Source organism: Streptomyces dysideae (assembly GCF_001514305.1).
GTDB lineage: Bacteria > Actinomycetota > Actinomycetes > Streptomycetales > Streptomycetaceae > Streptomyces > Streptomyces dysideae.
Map to the genome: position 1 here is coordinate 40,932 of NZ_KQ949087.1, position 20,750 is coordinate 61,681.

The 20,750-nt window shown below is 70.9% G+C and carries 22 protein-coding genes and 4 pseudogenes; 21 read left to right on the forward strand and 5 right to left on the reverse strand.

Features of this window, described 5'->3' with window-relative positions; translation table 11 throughout:
• Positions 1-30 precede the first annotated feature (30 nt).
• From AQJ91_RS21095 to AQJ91_RS21115, 6 genes are all read left to right on the forward strand, one after another.
• Positions 31-1,074, forward strand: coding sequence for a LacI family DNA-binding transcriptional regulator (locus AQJ91_RS21095; RefSeq protein WP_067023916.1), 1,044 nt, complete (start codon positions 31-33; stop codon positions 1,072-1,074).
• Positions 1,075-1,242: 168 nt separating this feature from the next.
• Entirely contained in the window at positions 1,243-1,584 is a 342-nt protein-coding gene (locus AQJ91_RS49755; RefSeq protein WP_079085089.1) for a helix-turn-helix domain-containing protein, read from the forward strand.
• 54 nt (positions 1,585-1,638) lie between these two features.
• Positions 1,639-2,241, forward strand: coding sequence for a maleylpyruvate isomerase N-terminal domain-containing protein (locus AQJ91_RS21100; RefSeq protein ID WP_067024332.1), 603 nt, complete (start codon positions 1,639-1,641; stop codon positions 2,239-2,241).
• Positions 2,242-2,448: 207 nt separating this feature from the next.
• Positions 2,449-2,883, forward strand: coding sequence for a VOC family protein (locus AQJ91_RS21105; protein ID WP_067023918.1), 435 nt, complete (start codon positions 2,449-2,451; stop codon positions 2,881-2,883).
• Between the two features lie 568 nt (positions 2,884-3,451).
• Complete coding sequence (locus AQJ91_RS21110; protein ID WP_067023920.1) at positions 3,452-4,015, forward strand: DoxX family membrane protein; 564 nt, start codon at positions 3,452-3,454, stop codon at positions 4,013-4,015.
• 19 nt (positions 4,016-4,034) lie between these two features.
• A complete protein-coding gene (locus tag AQJ91_RS21115; RefSeq protein ID WP_067023922.1) occupies positions 4,035-4,532 on the forward strand; it encodes a VOC family protein in 498 nt (165 codons plus the stop codon).
• Positions 4,533-4,601: 69 nt separating this feature from the next.
• Here AQJ91_RS21115 and AQJ91_RS21120 read toward each other — a convergent pair whose 3' ends face one another.
• On the reverse strand, positions 4,602-4,931 hold the full coding sequence (locus AQJ91_RS21120) for an ATP-binding protein (protein ID WP_067024335.1): 330 nt from the start codon (positions 4,929-4,931) through the stop codon (positions 4,602-4,604).
• Between AQJ91_RS21120 and AQJ91_RS55810 the strand changes: the two are divergent.
• The 3 genes and pseudogenes from AQJ91_RS55810 to AQJ91_RS21135 form a co-directional block, all read left to right on the forward strand.
• Positions 4,920-5,297: pseudogene (locus tag AQJ91_RS55810) on the forward strand (DUF5753 domain-containing protein); the annotation flags it as partial. The gene AQJ91_RS21120 and the pseudogene AQJ91_RS55810 sit on opposite strands and share 12 nt — an antisense overlap.
• Positions 5,294-5,485: a DUF397 domain-containing protein gene (locus AQJ91_RS21130; protein ID WP_067023923.1), complete on the forward strand. Its 192-nt coding sequence runs from the start codon at positions 5,294-5,296 to the stop codon at positions 5,483-5,485. The pseudogene AQJ91_RS55810 and the gene AQJ91_RS21130, both read left to right, overlap by 4 nt.
• A 46-nt stretch (positions 5,486-5,531) precedes the next feature.
• Positions 5,532-6,554 carry a DUF5954 family protein gene (locus AQJ91_RS21135; protein WP_067023926.1) on the forward strand — a complete coding sequence of 341 codons (1,023 nt, stop codon included), beginning with the start codon at positions 5,532-5,534 and terminating at the stop codon, positions 6,552-6,554.
• A 53-nt stretch (positions 6,555-6,607) separates the two neighbouring features.
• On the opposite strand, the pseudogene AQJ91_RS55815 reads toward AQJ91_RS21135, so the two are convergent.
• Positions 6,608-7,678: pseudogene (locus AQJ91_RS55815) on the reverse strand (IS200/IS605 family accessory protein TnpB-related protein); the annotation flags it as partial.
• Positions 7,679-7,972: 294 nt separating this feature from the next.
• Here AQJ91_RS55815 and AQJ91_RS21140 point away from each other — a divergent pair.
• On the forward strand, positions 7,973-8,377 hold the full coding sequence (locus tag AQJ91_RS21140) for a VOC family protein (protein ID WP_079085091.1): 405 nt from the start codon (positions 7,973-7,975) through the stop codon (positions 8,375-8,377).
• Here AQJ91_RS21140 and AQJ91_RS21145 read toward each other — a convergent pair.
• Positions 8,357-9,045 (reverse strand): annotated as a pseudogene (locus AQJ91_RS21145) (DUF6597 domain-containing transcriptional factor). The gene AQJ91_RS21140 and the pseudogene AQJ91_RS21145 overlap by 21 nt on opposite strands.
• A 54-nt stretch (positions 9,046-9,099) precedes the next feature.
• Positions 9,100-10,038 carry an AraC family transcriptional regulator gene (locus AQJ91_RS21150; protein ID WP_067023930.1) on the reverse strand — a complete coding sequence of 313 codons (939 nt, stop codon included), beginning with the start codon at positions 10,036-10,038 and terminating at the stop codon, positions 9,100-9,102.
• Positions 10,039-10,119: 81 nt separating this feature from the next.
• Here AQJ91_RS21150 and AQJ91_RS55820 point away from each other — a divergent pair.
• Positions 10,120-10,212, forward strand: a pseudogene (locus AQJ91_RS55820) (NmrA family transcriptional regulator); the annotation flags it as partial.
• A gap of 7 nt (positions 10,213-10,219) precedes the next feature.
• On the opposite strand, the gene AQJ91_RS21155 reads toward AQJ91_RS55820, so the two are convergent.
• The gene (locus AQJ91_RS21155; RefSeq protein WP_079085092.1) at positions 10,220-11,359 is read right to left on the reverse strand and encodes a YihY/virulence factor BrkB family protein; all 1,140 of its coding nucleotides are present in this window, start codon (positions 11,357-11,359) and stop codon (positions 10,220-10,222) included.
• A gap of 257 nt (positions 11,360-11,616) precedes the next feature.
• On the opposite strand from AQJ91_RS21155, the gene AQJ91_RS21160 reads away from it, so the two are divergent.
• The 10 genes from AQJ91_RS21160 to AQJ91_RS21195 form a co-directional block, all read left to right on the forward strand.
• Positions 11,617-13,251: an acyl-CoA dehydrogenase family protein gene (locus AQJ91_RS21160; protein ID WP_067023936.1), complete on the forward strand. Its 1,635-nt coding sequence runs from the start codon at positions 11,617-11,619 to the stop codon at positions 13,249-13,251.
• A gap of 236 nt (positions 13,252-13,487) precedes the next feature.
• Entirely contained in the window at positions 13,488-14,777 is a 1,290-nt protein-coding gene (locus AQJ91_RS21165; protein ID WP_067023939.1) for a helix-turn-helix domain-containing protein, read from the forward strand.
• A 190-nt stretch (positions 14,778-14,967) separates the two neighbouring features.
• Positions 14,968-16,254: a hypothetical protein gene (locus AQJ91_RS21170; RefSeq protein WP_067023941.1), complete on the forward strand. Its 1,287-nt coding sequence runs from the start codon at positions 14,968-14,970 to the stop codon at positions 16,252-16,254.
• Positions 16,255-16,329: 75 nt separating this feature from the next.
• Complete coding sequence (locus tag AQJ91_RS21175) at positions 16,330-16,902, forward strand: GNAT family N-acetyltransferase (protein ID WP_067023945.1); 573 nt, start codon at positions 16,330-16,332, stop codon at positions 16,900-16,902.
• Between the two features lie 127 nt (positions 16,903-17,029).
• Positions 17,030-17,113: a putative leader peptide gene (locus AQJ91_RS57830; protein ID WP_310591794.1), complete on the forward strand. Its 84-nt coding sequence runs from the start codon at positions 17,030-17,032 to the stop codon at positions 17,111-17,113.
• A gap of 181 nt (positions 17,114-17,294) precedes the next feature.
• Positions 17,295-18,992, forward strand: coding sequence for a nitrite/sulfite reductase (locus AQJ91_RS21180; RefSeq protein ID WP_067023948.1), 1,698 nt, complete (start codon positions 17,295-17,297; stop codon positions 18,990-18,992).
• Positions 18,989-19,177: a hypothetical protein gene (locus tag AQJ91_RS49765; RefSeq protein ID WP_079085093.1), complete on the forward strand. Its 189-nt coding sequence runs from the start codon at positions 18,989-18,991 to the stop codon at positions 19,175-19,177. The genes AQJ91_RS21180 and AQJ91_RS49765 overlap by 4 nt, the downstream gene beginning before the upstream one ends.
• Positions 19,174-19,884: a phosphoadenylyl-sulfate reductase gene (locus AQJ91_RS21185; protein ID WP_067023951.1), complete on the forward strand. Its 711-nt coding sequence runs from the start codon at positions 19,174-19,176 to the stop codon at positions 19,882-19,884. The genes AQJ91_RS49765 and AQJ91_RS21185 overlap by 4 nt, the downstream gene beginning before the upstream one ends.
• 27 nt (positions 19,885-19,911) lie before the next feature.
• Positions 19,912-20,448: an adenylyl-sulfate kinase gene (gene cysC, locus AQJ91_RS21190; protein WP_067024337.1), complete on the forward strand. Its 537-nt coding sequence runs from the start codon at positions 19,912-19,914 to the stop codon at positions 20,446-20,448.
• Positions 20,445-20,750: phosphoadenosine phosphosulfate reductase domain-containing protein (locus AQJ91_RS21195; protein ID WP_159054619.1), on the forward strand; the 306-nt coding region annotated here is incomplete at its 3' end. The genes cysC and AQJ91_RS21195, both read left to right, overlap by 4 nt.

Consider the following 20,750-nt stretch of genomic DNA (forward strand, 5'->3'; position numbering starts at 1 on the left):
CCCTCGGGCGGGCCGGAGAGGTGGTTCCCGATGGTCCGTACGGGGAGTGCGAGCATGACGGCGGGGCCGACCCTGGCGGTCGTGGCCCGCGAGGCCGGCGTGTCCGTGCCGACGGCCTCCAAGGTGGTCAACGGCCGGGAGGACGTCGCCCCCGAGACCCGCCGCCGGGTCACCGAGGCGCTGGACCGGCTCGGTTATGTGCGCAGACCCCGGTTCGACGCGGCGAAGTCGCCGGGCCTGGTCGACCTGGTGGTGCACTCGCTGGAGAGTTCCTGGTCGGGTGCGGTGCTGCACGGGGTGGAGGCGGCCGCGCACGACGCCGGCCTGGAGGTGGTCGTCTCGGCCGGGCTGAACCGGACCCGCGGCGGCCGCCCGGAGCGCGGCTGGCTGGACAAGCTGACCGCGCGCGGCTCGTCGGGGGTGCTGTTCAATCTGGCCGAGCTGACGTCGTCGCAGTACGCGTGGCTGGAGCAGCATCGGATCCCGTTCGTGATGATCGACCCGGTGCTGGAGCCGCCGCCTGGTGTGGTGTCGGTGGGTGCGGCGAACTGGCACGGCGGTGTCATCGCGACCGAGCACCTGCTCTCGCTGGGGCATGAGCGGATCGCCGTCATCGCCGGTCACCAGCGCAAGATGTGCAGCAGTGCGCGGGTGGCCGGCTTCCGCTCGGCGCTCGCGTCGGCGGGGGTGCGGCATCGTCCGGAGTACGTCCGTCACGCGGGCTTCGACGAGACCGTCGCCCACCGCCGGATGCTGGAACTGCTGGATCTGCCCGAGCCGCCGACGGCCGTCTTCGTCTGCTCGGACCGGATGGCGCTGGGCGTCTACGAGGCCCTGGCGGAAGGGGGGTTGAGCGTGCCGGACGACATGAGCGTCGTCGGCTTCGACGACCTGCCGGAGTCCCGCTGGGTCACCCCGGCGCTCACCACGGTCCGCCAGCCCCTCTCCGAAATGGCGGCGACGGCGCTGCGGCTGCTGGTGCGGATGATGGACGGCGACCGCCCGGAGAGCACCCGCACCGAGCTCTCCACCCGCCTGATCACCCGCGCGAGCACGGGGGCGCCACGCGCCTGATCCTCGTAACACGCCGCATCGCATGTGCCACCGACCGCCGGATTCATTCACTTTCGTTCAGATGCGGAGGTGGGGAACTCGGCGGGACGAGCGGGCGTCCAACGATGCGGCGGGGAGGGGGCCGTTGCCTGGGGGCGGGGCGGCGGCGAGTGCTTGGGGGGGGCGACCATGGCGCGCTGGCGGCCGCTGCCGGATTCACTGCCGAGGGAGGCACGCCGCCTCGTCGAACAACTGCGGGGGCTCAAGGACCGGACGGGGCTGAGTCTCGCCGAGCCGGCCCGGCGGACCGCGTACAGCAAGTCGTCGTGGCAGCGGTATCTGAGCGGGACGAAGCAGCCGCCGCGGGGTGCGGTGCAGGCGCTGTGCCGGGTGGCGGGGGCGGATCAGGCGCGGCTGCTGGCGTTGTGGGGTCTGGCCGATCCGGTCTGGCCGCGGGGCGTGGTGCTTGGGGCTGATACTGGCGGAGTCGCGTATCCAATTGTCGCCGATTCGGCTGTGGTTCCGGCTTGATGGTTACGGTGTGCTGTTGTCGGGGCGGGACTGGCGGTGGCTAGGATCGGCCTCATGTGTGGCGACGACGTCCGAGCAGCAGCCGGGACGGCAATGTCCTTCCTCCAGCCGCACGCCGTCCGTGACTGGTCGGTTTCGGTACCGGGCTTGGACTTCACCGTGGCCTCGGTGATGGCACACGCCGGCCAGGGGCCGTTGTGGTATGCGCTGGATCTCACCGGCGGCCCGGCGGACGACGCCGCGTTCGAGATCAAAATTCGGCCTGATGCCGGGCCGGAGGCGTTGCTCAGGAGCCTGCGCAACGCGGCTCACCTGTGTGCGACGACCGTGGACAGCCTTCCGGCGACGGCGCGCGGTTTCCATCCGTTCGGGGCCGCTGACCCGTCCGGATTCGCGGCGATGGCCTGCGATGAGATCTTGGTCCACACTTACGACGCGGCCACCGGTCTCGGCGAAGACTTCCGGCCCGACCAGCGCCTCGCGCGACGGGTTCTGACGCGGCTGTTCCCCTGGCATGCTCCCGGCGCCGACGCTTGGGCGACCCTTCTGTGGGCCCACGGCCGCCTGGACCTTCCGAACGCGCCGCGCCAGTGCGACTGGCGCTGGCACAGCGCGCCGATCGCCGAATGGGACGGGACGACTCCCCGCAAGGTTTGACCGAGTGCTCTTCGCCGAAGTCACCAGCCTGCTCGCGCCGGGCGACCGCCGACGTTGAGCACGGGCGGGTTGCCTCCCGTACGCTCCTTCGTTTACTGGGGTCGGCTCAAGGTCCCACTCATCGCCAGGAGTCGGCCGCATACGCCACAACCCAGCCAGAGGCGGGCCTGTGGAGACGACGAAAGACCCCGCCTCTACGATGGACCGATGGCGTCGATCAAGCAGTTCCAAGTCACCTTCGACTGCGCAGAACCTGAGCGCGTCGCTCGTTTCTGGTGCGAGGTGTTGGGGTACGTCGTACCGTCGCCACCGGAGGGGTTTGCTACTTGGGACGATTTCGATCGCGCACTGCCGCCTGAGCGTCAGGGTTCGGCGTTCGCATGCATTGATCCCTCAGGTGTGGGCCCGCGACTGTTCTTCCAGCGCGTCCCCGAAGGCAAGGCCGTCAAGAATCGACTGCATCTTGACGTGCGGGTCGGCACCGGGCTCGTGGGTGAAGAGCGCCTGGCCGCACTTGAGGCCGAGTGCGCACGGCTGGTCGCGCTCGGCGCGGTACGCGGGCGACTGCTGCTTGCCGATGGCGTCAACGAGTCGTGCCTCCCGATGCAGGACATCGAGGGCAACGAGTTCTGTCTCGACTGAGTGGCCGCGAACGCGGCACCTTCGCGAGTCGACTGGTGCAGTTCGCCATCACAAGGGTCGCCGTACCGCGGCGCGCCAACGGTCCTGATCCAGAACCACCTTTCGGTGTCCACGAGCAGGGACCGGTACGGGGTGGGCGCCGACCGCGTCAACGACATCAACGACGACCAGCTGAGGGTGATCCGGACTCTGCTGGGCACCCTGCTCTGCTGATCCGCCGGGCCGGTGCCGAGCACCCCGACGCCCCGGTCCGCTACATCACCCTCCGCCAGTCCATCCGGCCCGCCCCCGACGACGACGGTGGGGCCCGGGCCACCGCTGGCCACGTCTGCCTGGGCTTCCAGTCCATGCGGGCCCGTACCTCAAACAGCGGCCCCAGCTTCCCGGACCCGCACCGCGAGCGTCCTCTTGGGGAACGCTGTATTTCTCGGCCCTCCCACGATCGCAGCGACCACTCCCACTTGCTTGAACTTTGGAACATCACCTACAGTCGGGAGTGAAGATTTAAGTTTCAAGCACTGCTCCCCCAAGCAGTCTCCTCAACGGCCCCCAGAAAGGTCAGCCCCTCGTGGCCTCCACGCTCGGCTCCCGCTCCACCACCGACCTCTCCCCCCACACCCAGCGGCACGCCCCGCTGCACGCCTACGACCTGGGGCTGCTGATCATGCGCCTCGCGGTGGGCGTCCTGCTGGTCGGCCACGGCACCCAGAAGCTGTTCGGCTGGTTCGGCGGCGGCGGCCTCGAGGGCACCGGTCAGTTCTTCGAGCTGAGCGGCTACACGGCCGGCAAGACCATGGCGTTGATCGCCGGTCTCACCGAAACCCTCGGCGGCCTCGGTCTCACCCTCGGCCTGCTCACCCCGCTGGCCGGAGCCGCCGTCGTCGGCACGATGATCAACGCCATGACCGTGAACTCGGGCGGCGGCTTCTTCATGATGGACCAGAACGGCGGCATGGAGCTCGACATCCTGGTGGCCGCCACCGCCGCCGGCCTGGCACTGGCCGGGCCCGGTCGCATCGCCGCCGACCGCTTCCTGCCCGTACTGCGCAGCCACCGCGTCGTGTACGGAGTCTCCGCGGTGGTACTCGGCGCCGTGACGGCAGGTCTCGTCCTGCTGTTCGTCCGCAACTAACACGGCGAGGGTGCCCACCATGTCCGTACGCCGGCTCAATCACGCCGTCCTCTACATCCGGGACGTCGACCACGCCGTCGCCTTCTACACCGACGTACTCGGTTTTGAGACCGCACACCGGATACCCGGCCGGGCAGCCTTCCTGCGGGCCCCGGACAGTGCCAACGACCACGACCTCGGACTGTTCGCGCTCGGCGCGCAGGCGCCGGGACCGCAGCGCGGCGCGGTGGGGCTCTACCACCTCGCCTGGGAGGTCGGCACGCTCGGCGAACTCGCCGAGACGGCACGCCGGCTCACCGAGCGCGGGGCGCTGGTCGGGGCGTCCGACCACGGGATGTCGAAGTCCCTGTACGCCAGGGACCCGGACGGCAACGAGTTCGAGGTGATGTGGCGGGTGCCGCGCGAGGACTGGCCGACCGGCGAGGTCATGGCACCCCAACCGATCGACCTCGCCGCCGACCTCGCACACTGGGGCGCCGACCTCCCGACGGGGGCCGCGGCGGGCTCCGTCACCTAACCGAGCAAGTCCGGCGTGCACGAAGGGCGTTCGTCGACCAGTGCGTGAGCACCGGTCGACGGGCGCCCTTCATCTGCGTGCGAACTCGCACCACACCGTCTTCCCCGGGTTCCGCTCCCCCACCCCCCACTTGTCCGCCAGCTCCGACACCAGCAGCAGCCCGCGCCCGCCCTCGCCCGGCTCCCGAACGTCCGCCTGCGGTATGGCCGGTACGCCGTCACCGCTGTCGTGCACCTCGACGCGCACGCCACCGTCGTACGGCAACGGCAGGAGCCGGAGCAGGAAGCCGCGGCCGGGCGGTACGCCGTGCACCAGGGCGTTCGTGGCGAGTTCACTGACGCACAGCACAATGTCGTACGCCCGTTCCCGCACGCCCCAATCAGCGAGAAGATTCTGCACCGCAAGGTGCCGCCGACGACGAGCTTCGTGGTCTGGGAGGCGGCGCTTCAGGACCAGTTGGGCGGAAAGGCGGTGTTCATCGAGCAGCTGCGGCACCTGCGGGAGTACGCCGACCTGCCTGGTCTGACCTTGCAGATCATGCCGCTGGGGCGCACCTCTCATGCCGGGCTCGACGGGCCGTTCATCCTGCTGGAGACCCCCGAACACCAGCGGCTCGCCTACACCGAGACCCACCGCGGCAGCCAACTGGTCGCTGATCCCGATGAGGTAGGGATCCTTACCCAGAAGTATGCGATGCTGCGAACACAGGCCCTCAACGCCGAAGACACGAGGGACCTGCTGGATCGTCTTCTGGGAGAGCAATGAGCGGCACCGCACTTGAGTGGTTCAAGTCGAGCTACAGCGGCAGCGAAGGCGGCGCATGCCTGGAGGTCGCCGTCCAGCCCGCCACCATCCACATCCGCGACTCCAAGACCCCCACCACCCCACACCTCACCGTCACCCCCGCCGCCTGGGCCGCCTTCCTGAGTCGATCCAACAACATGGCTTGTTGAGTCGGTTCAGCCCCGGTATGCACCCGAATCCCGCAACAATGCGTGTATGAGCGATGACTGGCAGCAACAGATCGACGCGCTGCACGAGGAGTTGATCCGCCGCGACGACCCCGCCGCCTGGGTGCGGGAGGCCGACGCCATCGAGGCTTCCCGGCGGTATCCCCGGCTCGCGATGCGCGGGCCGGTGTTCGGGATCGCGGTGCGGGATCCCGCGGCCGGGGCCGGGTGGCGCGTACTGAAGCCGGTGGTGGACGGGATGCCGCAGGTGGCCCGGGACGGGCTGCAGTCGCACCTGTTCTTCACCGCGAAGGACGACACCGACGACCGGGCCGTACGGCGTGGACTGCTCGCGGCCGTGGCCGTGTTGGAGCGCGAGTCGGTGAACGAGGTGACGGCCTGCGGGGTGCGCTACCGGGTGGTGCGCGGGGACGAGTTCCTGCGGGTCGGCGACGACGGCCCCGAGCCGCCCCGGCCCACCGACCCGGAGCCGGTGGAGCGGTCGTGGGACCGGAAGGCCCGCGACACCCCGTCCCTGGACGTCGGCTTCGTGCTCGATCCGGACCGCACCGAGGGCCCGTCCGCGGGCGCGTTGAAACTGGGACTGCGGGACTTCACGTACACGGGCGCCCGCTTCCCCCATGACGTGCGCACCGACTCCGAGCGGGCGGTCACCACCCATCCGGAACTCGTGCTGCTGCCCACCGGCTTCAGTCTGGTCGAGCGCGGGGAGCACGGCGGCTGGCGGCCCTGCGGCACCCTGATGTCCACCCCGCACGACGCCCGGCGCCTGCTCTACGACGGACTGGCCGAGATCTGGGGCCTGCTGTACCAACTGGACGACGCCAAGAAGGTCAGGTACGCGAAGGCGGCCGAGGAGTACCGGGAGCTCGGCCACGCGGACAGGTTCCGCGTCGATGACCGCGAGTTCCGGATCTGCCGTGTCGAACGCATCCTCCGCACGGGCCCGGACGGCCCGGAGACCCCACGGCCCTCGGACATCGACGAGTACGGCCCGATGAAGATGCACCCGACGATGGACGAGGACGGGAACCTCACGTACGACGAATGACGAACGACGACGAATGACGATGTGGGGGGACCGGTGGGCCACCACTTGTACCGGAGGCGGGTCAGGGCGTGGCGGACCTGGGCGTCGCGGTGCTCGGCGGTACCGGAAAGGTCGTAGAAGAAACGGCGCGGGGCACCAATCGGGTTGCCGTGGATATCGAGGCTCCAGGCGGCGAGGTGGTCGGCGTTCATGTCGACGCCGATCACGCCGTGGGCGAGCGCTGCCTCGACGGGGAGGGTGGGGGTGGGAGGGATCTGCCAGGACGCGGTCACATACCAGCGGTCCCGGCTCGTATCCAGGTGGATGCGGTAGGCGATCGCCCGGTTGGCCGCGACACGGTCGGCCCACTCGGTGCCCCGGTGCGCGAACGTGACCCTGCACGCCAGGACGTAGCGGCCGTGCGGGGCGTTCGCCAGACGAGCCAGCGGTACGGGAAGTTTGAGGCTCACCTCGCCGTCCGGGCTGATACGGATCGTCTCGTTGCCGTACCGCTTTCCGGACTCCCCCTCCGCCTGACAGAACCAGCGCTCCGCCTCCCGACACCCGCGCCACTGCGACTCAGTGAGCTGGGCCGCCTCCAGGTGATGGCGGGTACGGGCCAGACGTTTGCCGCCCCGCACGACGTGGACGACTCCGGCCTCCCGGTCGGCCCGCGCGGCGGTCAGCCGGTCCTGAAGCACCCGCAGCCGCCGGGACTTGGCATGCCACTCCCGCCGCGACCGACAACCCCCCGGCGCCCGCCTGGAACCCTTCTTCCCGACCGGCAGGGACAGCCGGTGCTCGATAGTGCGGATGCCGGCTTCCAGGTTCTGAATGTGCGCCAGCTGACAGCGACGGGCCAGCGCCCACTGGTCGTGAGTGGCTTTGGTGATCGCCCCCGCCCACCGCGAGGACGAGACCGGCGTCAGCTCCCGTTTACGCACCGCCCACGTGTCAGCGGAGTGCTCCAGACCGTCCCGGCAGCGTGCTTTGACGTCCTTCGAGGCCAGCGATCCCAGATGCGCGCTGACCAGACGCAGCACCTTCTCATCGTCCGGCGTCAGGTGCTTGAGCCGGGTCCGGAGCGCCACACCACTCGGACCACACGCGACGAACGACGACGCCACGCTCCTCAGCTCACCCACCCCGTCACCCCCGCTGTGGCCCCACCCGAAGAACCCGTCACCGCACCCAACGAGCACCATCCACGCAAGGTCACGCATTCGATGCAAGAACGTCAGTTCCCACTGAAAACCAGCGCCACGGCCCGCGGCTTACGGCACGACACAGACCACCCACACTCACTCCCGCTCACCGGAACACCCTTGAACACACTCCAGCGGCAGCAGCTACAAACCCCCTCACCCGGCCGTCCTGCCGCACCGTCGGCGTCCGATTCGTTCAAGACCCACCGCCGCGGCGCTGCCTACGGTGGTCCCATGACTCCACGATTCGACGCAATCGGCATGGTGGCCTCGGACATGGCCGCCTCCGTCGCCTTCTACCGCCGGCTCGGGTTCGCGTTCCCCGAAGGGGCCGAGGAGCAGCCGCATGTCGAGGCCGAACTGCCCGGCGGGCTGCGGCTGATGCTCGACAGCGAGGAGGCTGTCCGCTCGTTCGTGCCGGAATGGCAGCCGCACACCGGCGGCGGCCGCACCTCGCTGGCCCTGCTGTGCGCCGATCCGTCCGAGGTCGACTCCGTCTACGAGGACATGGTGGGTGCCGGGTACCACGGTGGGCTCAAGCCGTGGGACGCCGAATGGGGCCAGCGGTACGCGAGCCTGCTCGACCCGGACGGCAACGGCGTCGACCTGTTCGCACGGCTACCCGGAGCGGGCCAGTAGCTCACCGAGCGGCATGCCCGCCAACTCCCGGACGTCCCGGGCGAGATGGGCCTGGTCCGCGAACCCGGACCGGGCCGCCGTCTCCGCGAACGGCACGCCGACGCGGGCCAGGGCCAGCGCGCGCTGCAGACGCAGCACCCGGGCCAGCATCTTCGGGCCGTACCCGAAGGCCACCAGCGAACGCCGGTGCAACTGGCGTGCGCCGAAGCCGAGTTCATCGGCGGTCGCGGCGACCGGGCGCCCCGCGTCGAGGGTCTCGACGAGCCGCCGTAGCAGCGGGTCGGGCGGTTCGGCCCTGGAGGCCACCCGCATGGCGACCTCTTCGAGACCGCTCGCCGGATCGGCGGCCGCGTTCACCTGCGCGGTGAGGCGCCGCACCTCCGGCGCCGGCCACAGGTCGGCCAGCTCCACCCGCCGGTCGCGCAGTTCGTGCGCGGGCACGCCCAGGAGCGCGGGCGCGGTACCGGGGTGGAAACGGACGCCCGCCCACACACTCGGCTCACCTTCGGTGACGTACGCCCGCGTGTCGGCCCGGCCACCAGCAGCCGCCCCTCGTTCCAGAGCAGATCCATGCACCCGTCGGGCAGCACACGCCCAGGGCTGGTTCCAGCCGGGGTGTTGGTCCAGACGACAGCCCCCGGGAGCCGGGACACCCTCTGCGAGTACACACAAACCAGGCTATGCCGAAGCCGCGCCCCTTTTAGGGGCGCGGGGCTGTGACATTACGGCGAAACCCGCCCCCGATGCTCCTGCGGACTCACCCCGTAAATCCTCTTGAACGCACTGGACAACGCAAACGCGCTCCCATACCCCACCTGCCGGGCAATCGCCTCCAACGTATCGTCGCTCTCGCGCAGCCGATCCGCCGCAAGAGCCAACCGCCACCCCGTCAGATACGTCATCGGCGGCTCACCGACCAGGTCGGCGAAGCGCCGTGCCAGCGCCGCCCGCGACACCCCCGCCTTGGCCGCCAGCGACGCCACCGTCCAGGGATGGGCGGGATCGTCCTGGAGCAGCCGCAGGACCCGGCCGACGACCGGGTCCGCGAGCGCGGCGTACCAGGCCGGTGCCGCCGCCTCCGGGCGCGAGAACCAGGCCCGTAGTGCGGCGATGACCAGCAGGTCGAGCAGCCGGTCCAGGACGACCTCCTGGCCGGGTTCGTCGCGGACGACCTCCTCCATGAGGTACGGCGTGAGGGGGCAGTTCCACACGTCGGCCGTGAGGGACAGCAGCGGCGGCAACGCGTCCAGCAGACGGCCGCTGATCTCGCCCTGCCACAGATACGTGCCGATCAGTATCACGGCCGAGCCGTCGACCCGGTCGCCCCAGGTGCGGATGCCCAGGTCCATGACGCCGTTCAGGGAGCGGCCGTCGGGGTAGCGGCACTCCGCGCCCGGCAGGATCACGGCCTGGGGCGCGGTGCCGGGATCGTCGGCGCAGGTGTACGGGTCGGGGCCGCGGGCGATGGCGAGGTCACCGGCGCGCAGCCGCAGCCGCTCCCCCGAGTCCGGGATCACCCAGGCGTCGCCGCGGACCATCAGCATCACCGTCAGCGGGGCGCGGTCCTCGACGCGCACGCACCACGGCGGTTCGAAACACGCGCGGATCATGAAGGCGCCACGCGCGCGTGGACCCTCCAGCAGGCCTGCGAGTGCGTCCATGGCGTCAGCGTAGACGCCTGCGCATGGGGGTGTGCCGTTCAGCGATGGGAGCGTGGGGCGTGCGGCCGTACCGGGAGCCGGGTGGCGGAGGCCGCGCGGGCGGCGGGGCTGACGGTGCGGGCCGCGTCGCGGGCGCAGGGCTTCGACCTGGAGGATCCGACGGCCTGGGCGGAGGGGCGCTTCAGTGGTCGTCCTGCTTGTGGTGGGGCGGGTGCGTGCTCTTCACATGTGTGCGTAGGCGGGACGTCACGTCGTCCGGGGGGAGGAAGCGGGTCCAGCGTTCGGGGAACTCGGAGGGCATGTCCGGGTCGTCTGGGTCGGGTTCGTGGGTCGCGGAGGTGCGGGCGACGTACTCGGCGACCTGGGCCTCGCGCATCCGCTCGTTGGCGGCGCGGGCCGCGGCCGTCGCGGCGGCCGGCCAGACACGGTCGATCGCGGCGTTGACCGCGGCGCCGACGAGCACGGCGAACGCGGACACGCCGATCCAGAGGAGCACGGCGACGGGGGCGGCGAGGGAGCCGTAGATGGTGGGCCCCTCCACCGTGCTGGTGAGGTAGATGCGCAGCAGGAAGCTGCCGAGCACCCACATGCCGAGGGCGACGAGCGCGCCGGGCACGTCCTCGATCCACGGGGAGCGGACGGGCACGGACACGTGGTAGAGCGTCGTCAGGAAGACGATGGACAGGACGATGACGACGGGCCAGTAGAGGACCTGGACCAGCGTTTCCGACCACGGGACGATGTTCACCATCGCGTCCGGCCCGGCCACCATCAGCGGCAGCGCGATCGAGCCGATGATCAGGGCCACGATGAACAGTGCGAAGGCGACCAGCCGGGTCTTGACGATGCCGCGGACGCCGTCGAGGCCGTACATCACGGTGATGGTGTCGATGAAGACGTTCACGGCGCGGGAGCCGGACCACACGGCGAACAGGAAGCCGATGGAGATGATGTCGGGCCGGCCGCCCTTGGTGACGTCGTGCAGGATCGGCTGTGCGATCTCGGTGACGCCCTTGTCGGACAGGACCGTGCGCGAGGCCTCCAGAATGTTGGTCTCCACGCTGGCGATGGTGTCGGCGCCGGTCCAGGAGTCCACGTAGCCGAGCAGGCCGATCATGCTGAGCAGCAGTGGCGGCACGGAGAGCAGCGTGAAGAAGGCCGCCTCGGCCGCGAGGCCCAGGATCCGGTACTCCATGCAGGAGTTGACGGTGTCCTTCAGCAACAGCCAGGCGGTCCTGCGCTTGGAGACGTTCCGGTAGAGGGCACGCGCCCGGTGGAGACGGCCGGAGGGCCTCTGGGGGGTTTCACTTGCTGGCTGCACAACCCAAAGGTATCCGCCGTGCCTGCCTGCCCTCATCCCCCGGGCCCCCCGACCTGCGAGGGTGCGCCCGTGGGGGCCCGTGTTTCCCTCCGGGCGCGCAATGCGGCAGAGATCGCCGGGTAACCCATGAGAAACCCACTCGGTGAAATCGAACAGACTTTCTACAAGGCGGCCACCGCCCCACGGACCAGAGCGATCGTCGGGGGCATCGGACCGCCCAGGCCGGACCGGGACTGATCAGAGGTAGGTTCACACTCATGGCAGGCAGCACGCACACCGTGATCAACCAGCCCCCGCCCCTGGTCGGCCATGACGTCTACACCGGCGACCGGGCCCTGACCGCGGCCGTCGAACGCCACCTCGACCCGGAGCTCCTCGGCGAGGCCCGCGACGAGCTGGCCGCGCTCGGGCGGACCTGTGGGTCGGCGCAGGCGCAGGAGTGGGGGGTGCTGGCCAACGAGAACCCGCCGAAGCTGCGTACGCACGACCGCTACGGCCACCGCGTCGACGAGGTCGAGTTCCATCCGGCCTGGCACCGGCTGCTCGGCAAGGGCGTCTCCGCCGGGCTCACCGCGGCCTGGGCACGGCCCGGCGGGCATGTGCGGCGGGCGGCCGGGTTCCTGATGTGGACGCAGGTCGAGGCCGGCAACGGCTGCCCGCTGTCCATGACCCACGCCGCGGTGCCCGCCCTGCGCACCGACCCCGGCCTCGCCGCCGAGTGGGAGCCGCGCCTGACGTCCGTGATCTACGACCAGGAGCTGCGGCCCGCCCGTCTGAAGGCCGGGGCGCTGTTCGGGATGGGCATGACGGAGAAGCAGGGCGGCAGCGATGTACGCGCCAACACAACCGCCGCCACCCCGCTCGCCGAGGCCGGGACCTACGCGCTGACCGGGCACAAGTGGTTCTGCTCCGCGCCCATGTCGGACGGGTTCCTGGTGCTGGCGCAGGCTCCGGAGGGGCTGACCTGTTTTCTCGTGCCGCGTGTGCTGGAGGACGGCAGCCGCAACGTGTTCCGGCTCCAGCGGCTCAAGGACAAGCTGGGCAACCGGTCCAACGCCTCGAGCGAGGTGGAGTTCGACGGGACGTGGGCGCGCCGGGTCGGTGAGGAGGGGCGCGGGGTGCGCACCATCATCGGGATGGTGGCGGCGACCCGGCTCGACTGTGTACTGGGGTCGGCTGGGCTGATGCGGCAGGCCGTCGCGCAGGCCGTCCACCACTGCACGTACCGCGAGGCGTTCGGCGGCAAGCTCGTCGACAAGCCGCTGATGCGCAACGTACTGGCCGATCTGGCGCTGGAGTCGGAGGCCGCGACCACACTGGCGCTCCGGCTCGCGGCCGCCTACGACGACGGCAGCGAGCAGGAGCGGGCGCTGCTGAGGATCGCCGTACCCGCCGCCAAGTACTGGGTGACCAAGCGGTGTACGCCGGTGACGGTCGAGGCCGCCGAGTGTCTGGGCGGCAACGGGTACGTCGAGGAGTCGGGCCTGCCCCGGCTGGTGCGCGAGTCGCCGCTGAACTCGGTCTGGGAGGGCGCCGGAAATGTGCAGGCGCTGGACGTGCTGCGGGCGCTGCAGCGGGAGCCGATGGCTCTCGACGCGTATCTGCGGGAGGTCGGCAGGGCGCGTGGCGCCGATCACCGGCTCGACGGGGCGATCAAGGGGCTGCTGACCGAACTCGCCGATCTGGAGGGCGTCGAGGGGCGAGCCCGGCGGATCACCGAACGGCTGGCGCTGGTGCTCCAGGGGTCGCTGCTCGTCCGGTTCGCACCGCCGGAGGTCGCCGACGCGTTCTGCGCCTCCCGGCTGGGCGGCGACGCGGGCGCGGCCTTCGGGACACTGCCGCACACCCTGAACCTGGCGTCGATCGTGGAGCGGGCCCGGCCAGTGGGCTGACCTGCGCGGACGCGGTGCGGGGGTGGTGCTGCGCCGACACGGCACCACCCCCGCCGCCTGGCCCATTCGAGGCCGCGAACGCCGCTCGGCACGGCGTTGCTCAAGTTTCAATCAGGCCCGGACGGTTCACCAGGGTTGCAGAGGGTTGCAACTTGTTGGTGTCTGTGCGCGGAGTGTATGCCTCCGCCGGAACCGAACGGCACTATGAGGACGACCCATCTCTCCCAGGAGGGCCAGTGGCGCTGTCACCGACGGACGTGACGCAGCTCGCCGCCGTGGACTCGGCGCGTGCGGCGCGGGTACTCAACGAGGTCCGCTCCGCCACGCTCTCCGGACAGCGCGCGCCCGTCGCCCCGCGCCCGGTGATCGAGCAGTCCTGGGAGCGCATGCTGCGCAGCGGGGTCGACCCCGACCACGACTTCAGGACCGGGCTGCTGCCCCGGGAGGAGGTGCAGCGGCGCCGGGAGGCCTCACCGCTGCGGCACGTCCTGCCGGTACTGCGGGAAGGGCTGCTGTCGGTGGCGGACATCGCCCACCACATCATGGTGATCACCGACCAGGAGAGCCGGGTGCTGTGGCGGGAGGGCAGCTCCGCCGTGCTGCGCAAGGCCGACGGCACCGGGTTCGAACTCGGCGCCGACTGGCGGGAGAGCGTCATCGGCACCAACGGCATCGGCACCCCGGCGGTGGTGCGCCGGCCCGTACAGGTCTTCGCCGCCGAGCACTTCGTGCGCTCGCAGACCTCCTGGACCTGCACCGGCGCCCCCATCACCGACCCGCGGGACGGCCGGCTGATCGGCGTGGTCGACATCAGCGGGCCGCTGGAGACCATGCACCCGGCCACGCTGGCCTGGGTCGACTCGGTGGCCAAGCTCGCCGAGGCCCGGCTGCGCGAACTGCATCTGACCTCGCTGGAGCGGCTGCGCGCGGTGGCGGCGCCGGTGCTGGCGCGGCTCGGCGGGCGGGCCGCGGTGGTGGACCGGGACGGCTGGTCCGCGGCGGTGACCGGGATGCCGTACACGAACCGGATCACGCTGCCCAAGTCCCTGTCGGCGGGCCGCCGGTGGCTGCCGCCGCTCGGGCTGTGCTGGGTGGAGCCGCTGGCGGGCGGCTGGCTGCTGCGGGTGGCCGGCGAGCCGGTGCCGGGCGGTGCCGCCCGGATCGCGCTGGATCTGACGCAGCCGCGCCGCTGGTCGGTGACGGTGGCCGGCGGCGCGGGCTCCTGGAGCCGTGAACTGAGCCCCCGGCACGCCGAGTTACTGTACGTCCTGGCCCTGCACCCCGGCGGGCGCAGCGCGGCGGGGCTGGCCGAGGACCTGTTCGGCGACGCCGGGCGTACGGTCACCGTGCGGGCCGAGATGTCCCGCGTACGGCGCTATCTCGGGGCGTTTCTCGAGCACCGGCCGTACCGCTTCCGAGAGGACGCGGAGATCGAGGTGCTGCTGCCCGACGACCCGCGCGAGCTGCTGCCGCACTCGACGGCGCCCGCGGTGGCGCGGGGGCGGGCCCCCGTCGACGCGCCCTGAGCCGGCCTCCCTCCGCCCGTCCGGCGAGTGTGCCTCCGTCCGGCCGGCGGGGTGGCATCTTCCGCATATTTGCAGGTTCTTCGTCCCCGGGCGCCTCCGACTGCCGTAGCATCCCTTACGGGCCACCCCACCTGCTCCTTTGGTCAACGCACGGACCAATAGCCGCAGTTGGCTCGCCTCGGGAGGATTCATGAAGCAACGCGGCAGACATCGCCGGCGCAAGCAGGGCCGCGCGCTGCGCGCCTTCCTGGCCGGTACCGCCCTCGCGCTCACCGCGGCCGCCACCATGATCAGCGCCTCGCAGGCGACGGTGGGTGACGATCCTGGGGCCCTGAAGCCTCTCGCCTCCGCCGAGACCACCGGTCTCCGGCTCCAGGAACGGCTGGCACCGCAGGCCACGCTGGACCGGCTCGCCGCCGCGATGGGCAAGCCCGTCGGCGTCAGTGCCGTCCTGGAGAGCGCCGACCTCGGCCTGCGTGACGCGGCGGACTGTACGGCCACGGAGCGCACGGCGCTGCCCGTCGCGCCGACGGCCACGCAGGCGTACTGCTGGGACACCGCCGACACCCGGTCCTGGCGGGCCGGCGCCGTCACCACGTCCGGGGACGCGGACGACGACGGCTGGTGGGGCGAGAACCGCGTCGTCCTCTCCGGCTGGAGCGAGGGCGGCGCCGACCGGGGCCTCGCCCGGGTCGCCTTCGTCGACGCGAACGACCAGGACCGCCTGACGTACACCTCCGCGCTCCTCGTGGTCCCCGTCGACGGCGGCCGGAACTACCGAGGGCTCGCCTCCCGCCTCTCCGGCATGGTCTGGTACCAGGACAAGCTGCTGGTCACCGCCGCCGACAGGCTGTACGTCTACGACATGAACCACGTCCAGCGCGCCACCGTCGACAGCGCCGCGGTCGGCAAGGTAGGGGACGGCTGGTCGGCCCACGGCTACCGGTACGTGCTCCCCGCGGTCGGCTCCTACCACCTCCCCGGCGACGGCACGGCTCCCCGCCTCGGCGGCATCTCCCTCGACCGCAGCACGGTCCCCGACAGCCTGGTCGCCGCCGAGCACACACCGGCCGACAGCGACCGGCGAGCCCGCCTGTGGCGCTACTCCTTCAGCTCGGACGCGGACCGCACGGGCCTGCTGAACACCGACGCCGCCGGGCAGGTGCGGCCGGCCGAGGCGTACGAGACGGAGGCGGCCGGCATCGAGGGCGTCCTGTCGTACGCGCCGGCCGACACGGACCGCTCCACCTGGTACCTGGGCCGCGCCCCCGGCAGCACGGACCGCCAGGGCAGCCTGTGGCGCCAGGACACGACCGGCGCGAAGGCGACCCGCTGCGGCTACTCGGACGCACCCCGCTGCTGGGGCACCGAGGCCGGGGCCCTGTCGTACTCGGAGGCGACCGGCGAGGTCTGGTCCCAGTCGGGCCGGGTGCTGTTCGCCGTACCGCTGGCGTCGATCGAGAGGGACCTGGGGTAATTCCCCGACCGAGTGGGGCACCCTCCCCCCACCCCCGATCGACAGACCGACCCCCCGGATGATTCCCTGACCGCCATGACCAACATCCCCGTGACCACCTGGTCCCTGGAGCAGACCGCGCCCACCGACCTCCTCCCGGCCGCCGCCCCGGAAGGGGACGTGCGGATTGTGCGGGCCGAGGTGGCCTCGCCCGAGTTCAGTCGGTTTCTGTATGCCTCCGTCGGTGGGGACATCCGCTGGACCGACCGGCTCCGGTGGACGTACGCCCAGTGGCAGGAGCACCTGGAGCGGCCCGCGGTGGAGAGCTGGGTCGCTTATGAGCGGGGCACGCCCGCGGGGTACGTGGAGTTGGATCCGCAGGACGACGGGGTCGTGGAGATCGTCTACTTCGGGCTGATTCCCGCCTTCCGCGGGCGGCGGATCGGCGGGTATCTGCTGTCGCACGGGGCCGCCCGCGCCTGGGATCTCGCGGACCGCTGGCCGGGGCGGGCGCAGACCAAGCGGGTGTGGCTGCACACCTGCAGCCTGGACGGCGAGCACGCCATGGACAACTACCTGCGCCGGGGCTTCACGCTGTTCGACACCAAGGTCGAGGAGGAGGCCGAGGTCGCCGCCCCCGGACCGTGGCCGGGAGCTTTCCCCGCCTGACCTGCGCGGAAACGGTCCCGTACCGGCCATGTGACCGACACCACCCTTGTCTCACTCTTCGGGACAAGGGCGTCCGAATGTTGGACGAAGCTGGACTGTGTCCAGATCGCCGTGACACGCTTCCGTCATGTCTGGAACTGGAATTGCCTTGGTGAGTCGGCGGCACGTCGACCTCGGCCGCATGTCCAGCGCCATCTGTCCGGCGCGCTGAGACCTTCCCAGCAGCGCCCGACATCCCCCTTCTGTGTCATTCCTGCGCAATGCCGCGCACGTATGCCCATGCGCCAGTATGCGCAGGTCAGAGCCTCCCGCCCGCCACCCGACCACCACCCCTCATCGACGGCGCTGCGCGCCGGCCCCTACCCACTGCTGTCCCGAAGGACGTATCAACCATGGCCGCCACCCCGCAGAAGCCTGCCGCCGCGACTCCCCGCCGCAAGGTGAGCCGTCACCGCGGTGAGGGCCAGTGGGCCGCGGGGCACTTCACCCCGCTCAACGGCAACGAGCAGTTCAAGAAGGACGACGACGGTCTCAATGTGCGGACACGCATTGAGACGATCTACTCCAAGCGCGGCTTCGACTCGATCGACCCCAACGACCTGCGCGGCCGGATGCGCTGGTGGGGCCTGTACACCCAGCGCAAGCCCGGGATCGACGGCGGCAAGACCGCGATCCTGGAGCCGGAGGAGCTGGACGACGAGTACTTCATGCTGCGGGTGCGGATCGACGGCGGCCGGCTGACCACCGCGCAGCTGCGCGTCATCGGTGAGATCTCGCAGGAGTTCGCGCGCGGGACCGCGGACATCACCGACCGGCAGAACGTGCAGTACCACTGGATCCGCATCGAGGACGTTCCCGAGATCTGGGACCGGCTCGAGGCCGTCGGGCTGTCCACCACCGAGGCCTGCGGTGACACGCCCCGTGTGATCCTCGGCTCCCCCGTCGCCGGCATCGCCGCGGACGAGATCATCGACGGCACCCCGGCGATCGACGAGATCCACCGCCGGATCGTCGGCAACAAGGACTTCTCGAACCTGCCCCGCAAGTTCAAGTCCGCGATCTCGGGCTCGCCCCTCCTCGATGTGGCGCACGAGATCAACGACATCGCGTTCGTCGGCGTGAACCACCCCGAGCACGGCCCCGGCTTCGACGTCTGGGTCGGCGGCGGTCTGTCCACCAACCCGAAGATCGGGCAGCGGCTGGGCGCCTGGGTTCCGCTGGACGAGGTGCCCGACGTCTACGAGGGTGTCATCTCGATCTTCCGCGACTACGGCTACCGGCGGCTGCGCACCCGCGCCCGCCTGAAGTTCCTGCTCGCCGACTGGGGCGTGGAGAAGTTCCGCCAGGTCCTGGAGGACGAGTACCTCAAGCGCAAGCTCACCGACGGTCCCGCGCCCGCCCAGCCCGTGGAGCGCTGGCGCGACCACGTCGGTGTGCACCGGCAGAACGACGGCCGCTACTACGTCGGCTTCGCCCCGCGCGTCGGCCGCGTCGACGGCGCCACGCTCACGAAGATCTCCGAGCTCGCCGAGGCGCACGGCTCGGGCCGGGTCCGGACCACCGCCGAGCAGAAGATGCTGGTGCTCGACGTCCACGAGACGCAGGTCGACTCCCTGGTCGAGGGCCTGGAGGCGCTGGACCTCACCGCGAAGCCCTCCCCGTTCCGGCGCGGCACCATGGCCTGCACCGGCATCGAGTACTGCAAGCTCGCCATCGTCGAGACCAAGGCGCGCGGCGCCTCGCTGATCGACGAACTGGAGCGCCGGATCCCGGAGTTCGACGAGCCGATCACCATCAACATCAACGGCTGCCCGAACGCCTGCGCCCGTATCCAGGTCGCGGACATCGGTCTCAAGGGCCAGCTGGTCCTCGACGACGACGGCAACCAGGTCGAGGGCTTCCAGGTGCACCTCGGCGGCGCGCTCGGCCTGGAGGCCGGGTTCGGCCGCAAGGTGCGTGGCCTGAAGGTCACCTCGGACGAACTGCCCGACTACGTCGAGCGGGTCCTCAAGCGGTTCGAGGCCGAGCGCGAGGACGGCGAGCGGTTCGCCGCCTGGGTCGCCCGTGCCTCCGAGGAGTCGCTGTCATGAGTGAGCGAGCCGCTCCCTTCTACTGCCCTTACTGCGGCGACGAGGACCTGCGACCCAGCGAGCAGGGCCACGGCGCCTGGGAATGCGCGGCCTGCAACCGCGCATTCCAGTTGAAGTTCCTCGGGCTCCTCGCCCGCGGCATTCAGCGGCCCCGCCGGGCAGCAGCAGGGGGAAACGAGATATGACGTCGATTCAGGAAGAGCGCACGACCGACGACTTGAAGGCACTCGCCGAGCAGGCGGGCCGCGACCTGGAGGACGCCTCCGCGCTGGAGATCCTCCAGTGGGCGGTCGACACCTTCGGGAAGCGCTTCTGCGTGACCTCCTCGATGGAGGACGCGGTGGTCGCCCACCTCGCCTCCCGCGCGATGCCCGGCGTGGACGTCGTGTTCCTCGACACCGGCTACCACTTCGAGGAGACCATCGGCACCCGCGACGCCGTGGAGGCCGTGATGGACGTCAACGTCATCACGCTCACCCCGCGTCAGACGGTCGCCGAGCAGGACGCCGAGTTCGGCCCCAAGCTGCACGACCGGGACCCCGACCGGTGCTGCGCCATGCGCAAGGTCGAGCCCCTGGAGCGCGGGCTGAAGAACTACCTGGCCTGGGCGACCGGTCTGCGCCGTGACGAGTCCCCGACCCGGGCGAACACCCCGGTCGTCGGCTGGGACGAGAAGCGCCAGAAGGTCAAGATCTCCCCGATCGCCCGCTGGACCCAGGACGACGTGGACGCGTACGTCGCCGAACACGGCGTACTGACCAACCCCCTGCTGATGGACGGCTACGCCTCCGTCGGCTGCGCCCCCTGCACCCGCCGCGTCCTGGAGGGCGAGGACGCGCGCGCCGGCCGCTGGGCGGGCCGTGGCAAGACCGAGTGCGGACTGCACGGCTGACCGATGACGACGACCATGGAGGATCACGTGACGAGCGGAGCCACCGTCTGGCTCACGGGTCTGCCGAGTGCCGGCAAGACCACCATCGCGTACGAGCTGGCCGGCCGGCTCCGTGAGGAGGGCCACCGCGTCGAGGTGCTCGACGGCGACGAGATCCGCGAGTTCATCTCGGCGGGCCTCGGCTTCAGCCGCGAGGACCGGCACACCAACGTGCAGCGCATCGGCTTCCTCGCCGAACTGCTCGCCCGCAACGGCGTCAAGGCGCTCGTCCCGGTGATCGCGCCGTACGTGGACAGCCGCGAGGCGGTGCGCAAGCGCCACCAGGAGAGCGGGGCCGCGTACATCGAGGTGCACGTGGCGACTCCGGTCGAGGTGTGCTCCGTACGCGATGTGAAGGGTCTGTATGCCAAGCAGGCCGCCGGTGAGCTGTCGGGGCTGACCGGGGTCGACGACCCGTACGAGGAGCCCGAGTCGCCCGACCTGCGGATCGAGTCCCAGGACCAGACCGTGCAGGAGTCCGCGGCGTCGGTGTACGCCCTGCTCACCGAAAGGGGACTGGCATGACGACTACCGTCGCCACGGTGGAGGAGGGTACGGATTCCCCGTATGCCCTCTCGCACCTGGACGCCCTCGAGTCCGAGGCGGTGCACATCTTCCGCGAGGTCGCGGGCGAGTTCGAGCGGCCGGTGATTCTGTTCTCCGGTGGCAAGGACTCCATCGTCATGCTGCATCTGGCGCTGAAGGCGTTCTCGCCGGCGCCGGTGCCGTTCTCGCTGCTGCACGTGGACACCGGGCACAACTTCCCCGAGGTGCTGGAGTACCGGGACCGTACGGTGGCCGAGCACGGGCTGCGGCTGCATGTCGCG

What these genes read in the sequence shown, in the direction of transcription:
- AQJ91_RS21095 (WP_067023916.1), top strand. Translation starts at nt 31, where the DNA reads ATGGTCCGTACGGGGAGTGCGAGCATGACGGCGGGGCCGACCCTGGCG.
- AQJ91_RS49755 (WP_079085089.1), top strand. Translation starts at nt 1,243, where the DNA reads ATGGCGCGCTGGCGGCCGCTGCCGGATTCACTGCCGAGGGAGGCACGC.
- AQJ91_RS21100 (WP_067024332.1), top strand. Translation starts at nt 1,639, where the DNA reads ATGTGTGGCGACGACGTCCGAGCAGCAGCCGGGACGGCAATGTCCTTC.
- AQJ91_RS21105 (WP_067023918.1), top strand. Translation starts at nt 2,449, where the DNA reads ATGGCGTCGATCAAGCAGTTCCAAGTCACCTTCGACTGCGCAGAACCT.
- AQJ91_RS21115 (WP_067023922.1), top strand. Translation starts at nt 4,035, where the DNA reads ATGTCCGTACGCCGGCTCAATCACGCCGTCCTCTACATCCGGGACGTC.
- AQJ91_RS21130 (WP_067023923.1), top strand. Translation starts at nt 5,294, where the DNA reads ATGAGCGGCACCGCACTTGAGTGGTTCAAGTCGAGCTACAGCGGCAGC.
- AQJ91_RS21135 (WP_067023926.1), top strand. Translation starts at nt 5,532, where the DNA reads ATGAGCGATGACTGGCAGCAACAGATCGACGCGCTGCACGAGGAGTTG.
- AQJ91_RS21140 (WP_079085091.1), top strand. Translation starts at nt 7,973, where the DNA reads ATGACTCCACGATTCGACGCAATCGGCATGGTGGCCTCGGACATGGCC.
- AQJ91_RS21150 (WP_067023930.1), bottom strand. Translation starts at nt 10,038, where the DNA reads ATGGACGCACTCGCAGGCCTGCTGGAGGGTCCACGCGCGCGTGGCGCC.
- AQJ91_RS21160 (WP_067023936.1), top strand. Translation starts at nt 11,617, where the DNA reads ATGGCAGGCAGCACGCACACCGTGATCAACCAGCCCCCGCCCCTGGTC.
- AQJ91_RS21170 (WP_067023941.1), top strand. Translation starts at nt 14,968, where the DNA reads ATGAAGCAACGCGGCAGACATCGCCGGCGCAAGCAGGGCCGCGCGCTG.
- AQJ91_RS21175 (WP_067023945.1), top strand. Translation starts at nt 16,330, where the DNA reads ATGACCAACATCCCCGTGACCACCTGGTCCCTGGAGCAGACCGCGCCC.
- AQJ91_RS57830 (WP_310591794.1), top strand. Translation starts at nt 17,030, where the DNA reads ATGTCTGGAACTGGAATTGCCTTGGTGAGTCGGCGGCACGTCGACCTC.
- AQJ91_RS21180 (WP_067023948.1), top strand. Translation starts at nt 17,295, where the DNA reads ATGGCCGCCACCCCGCAGAAGCCTGCCGCCGCGACTCCCCGCCGCAAG.
- AQJ91_RS49765 (WP_079085093.1), top strand. Translation starts at nt 18,989, where the DNA reads ATGAGTGAGCGAGCCGCTCCCTTCTACTGCCCTTACTGCGGCGACGAG.
- AQJ91_RS21185 (WP_067023951.1), top strand. Translation starts at nt 19,174, where the DNA reads ATGACGTCGATTCAGGAAGAGCGCACGACCGACGACTTGAAGGCACTC.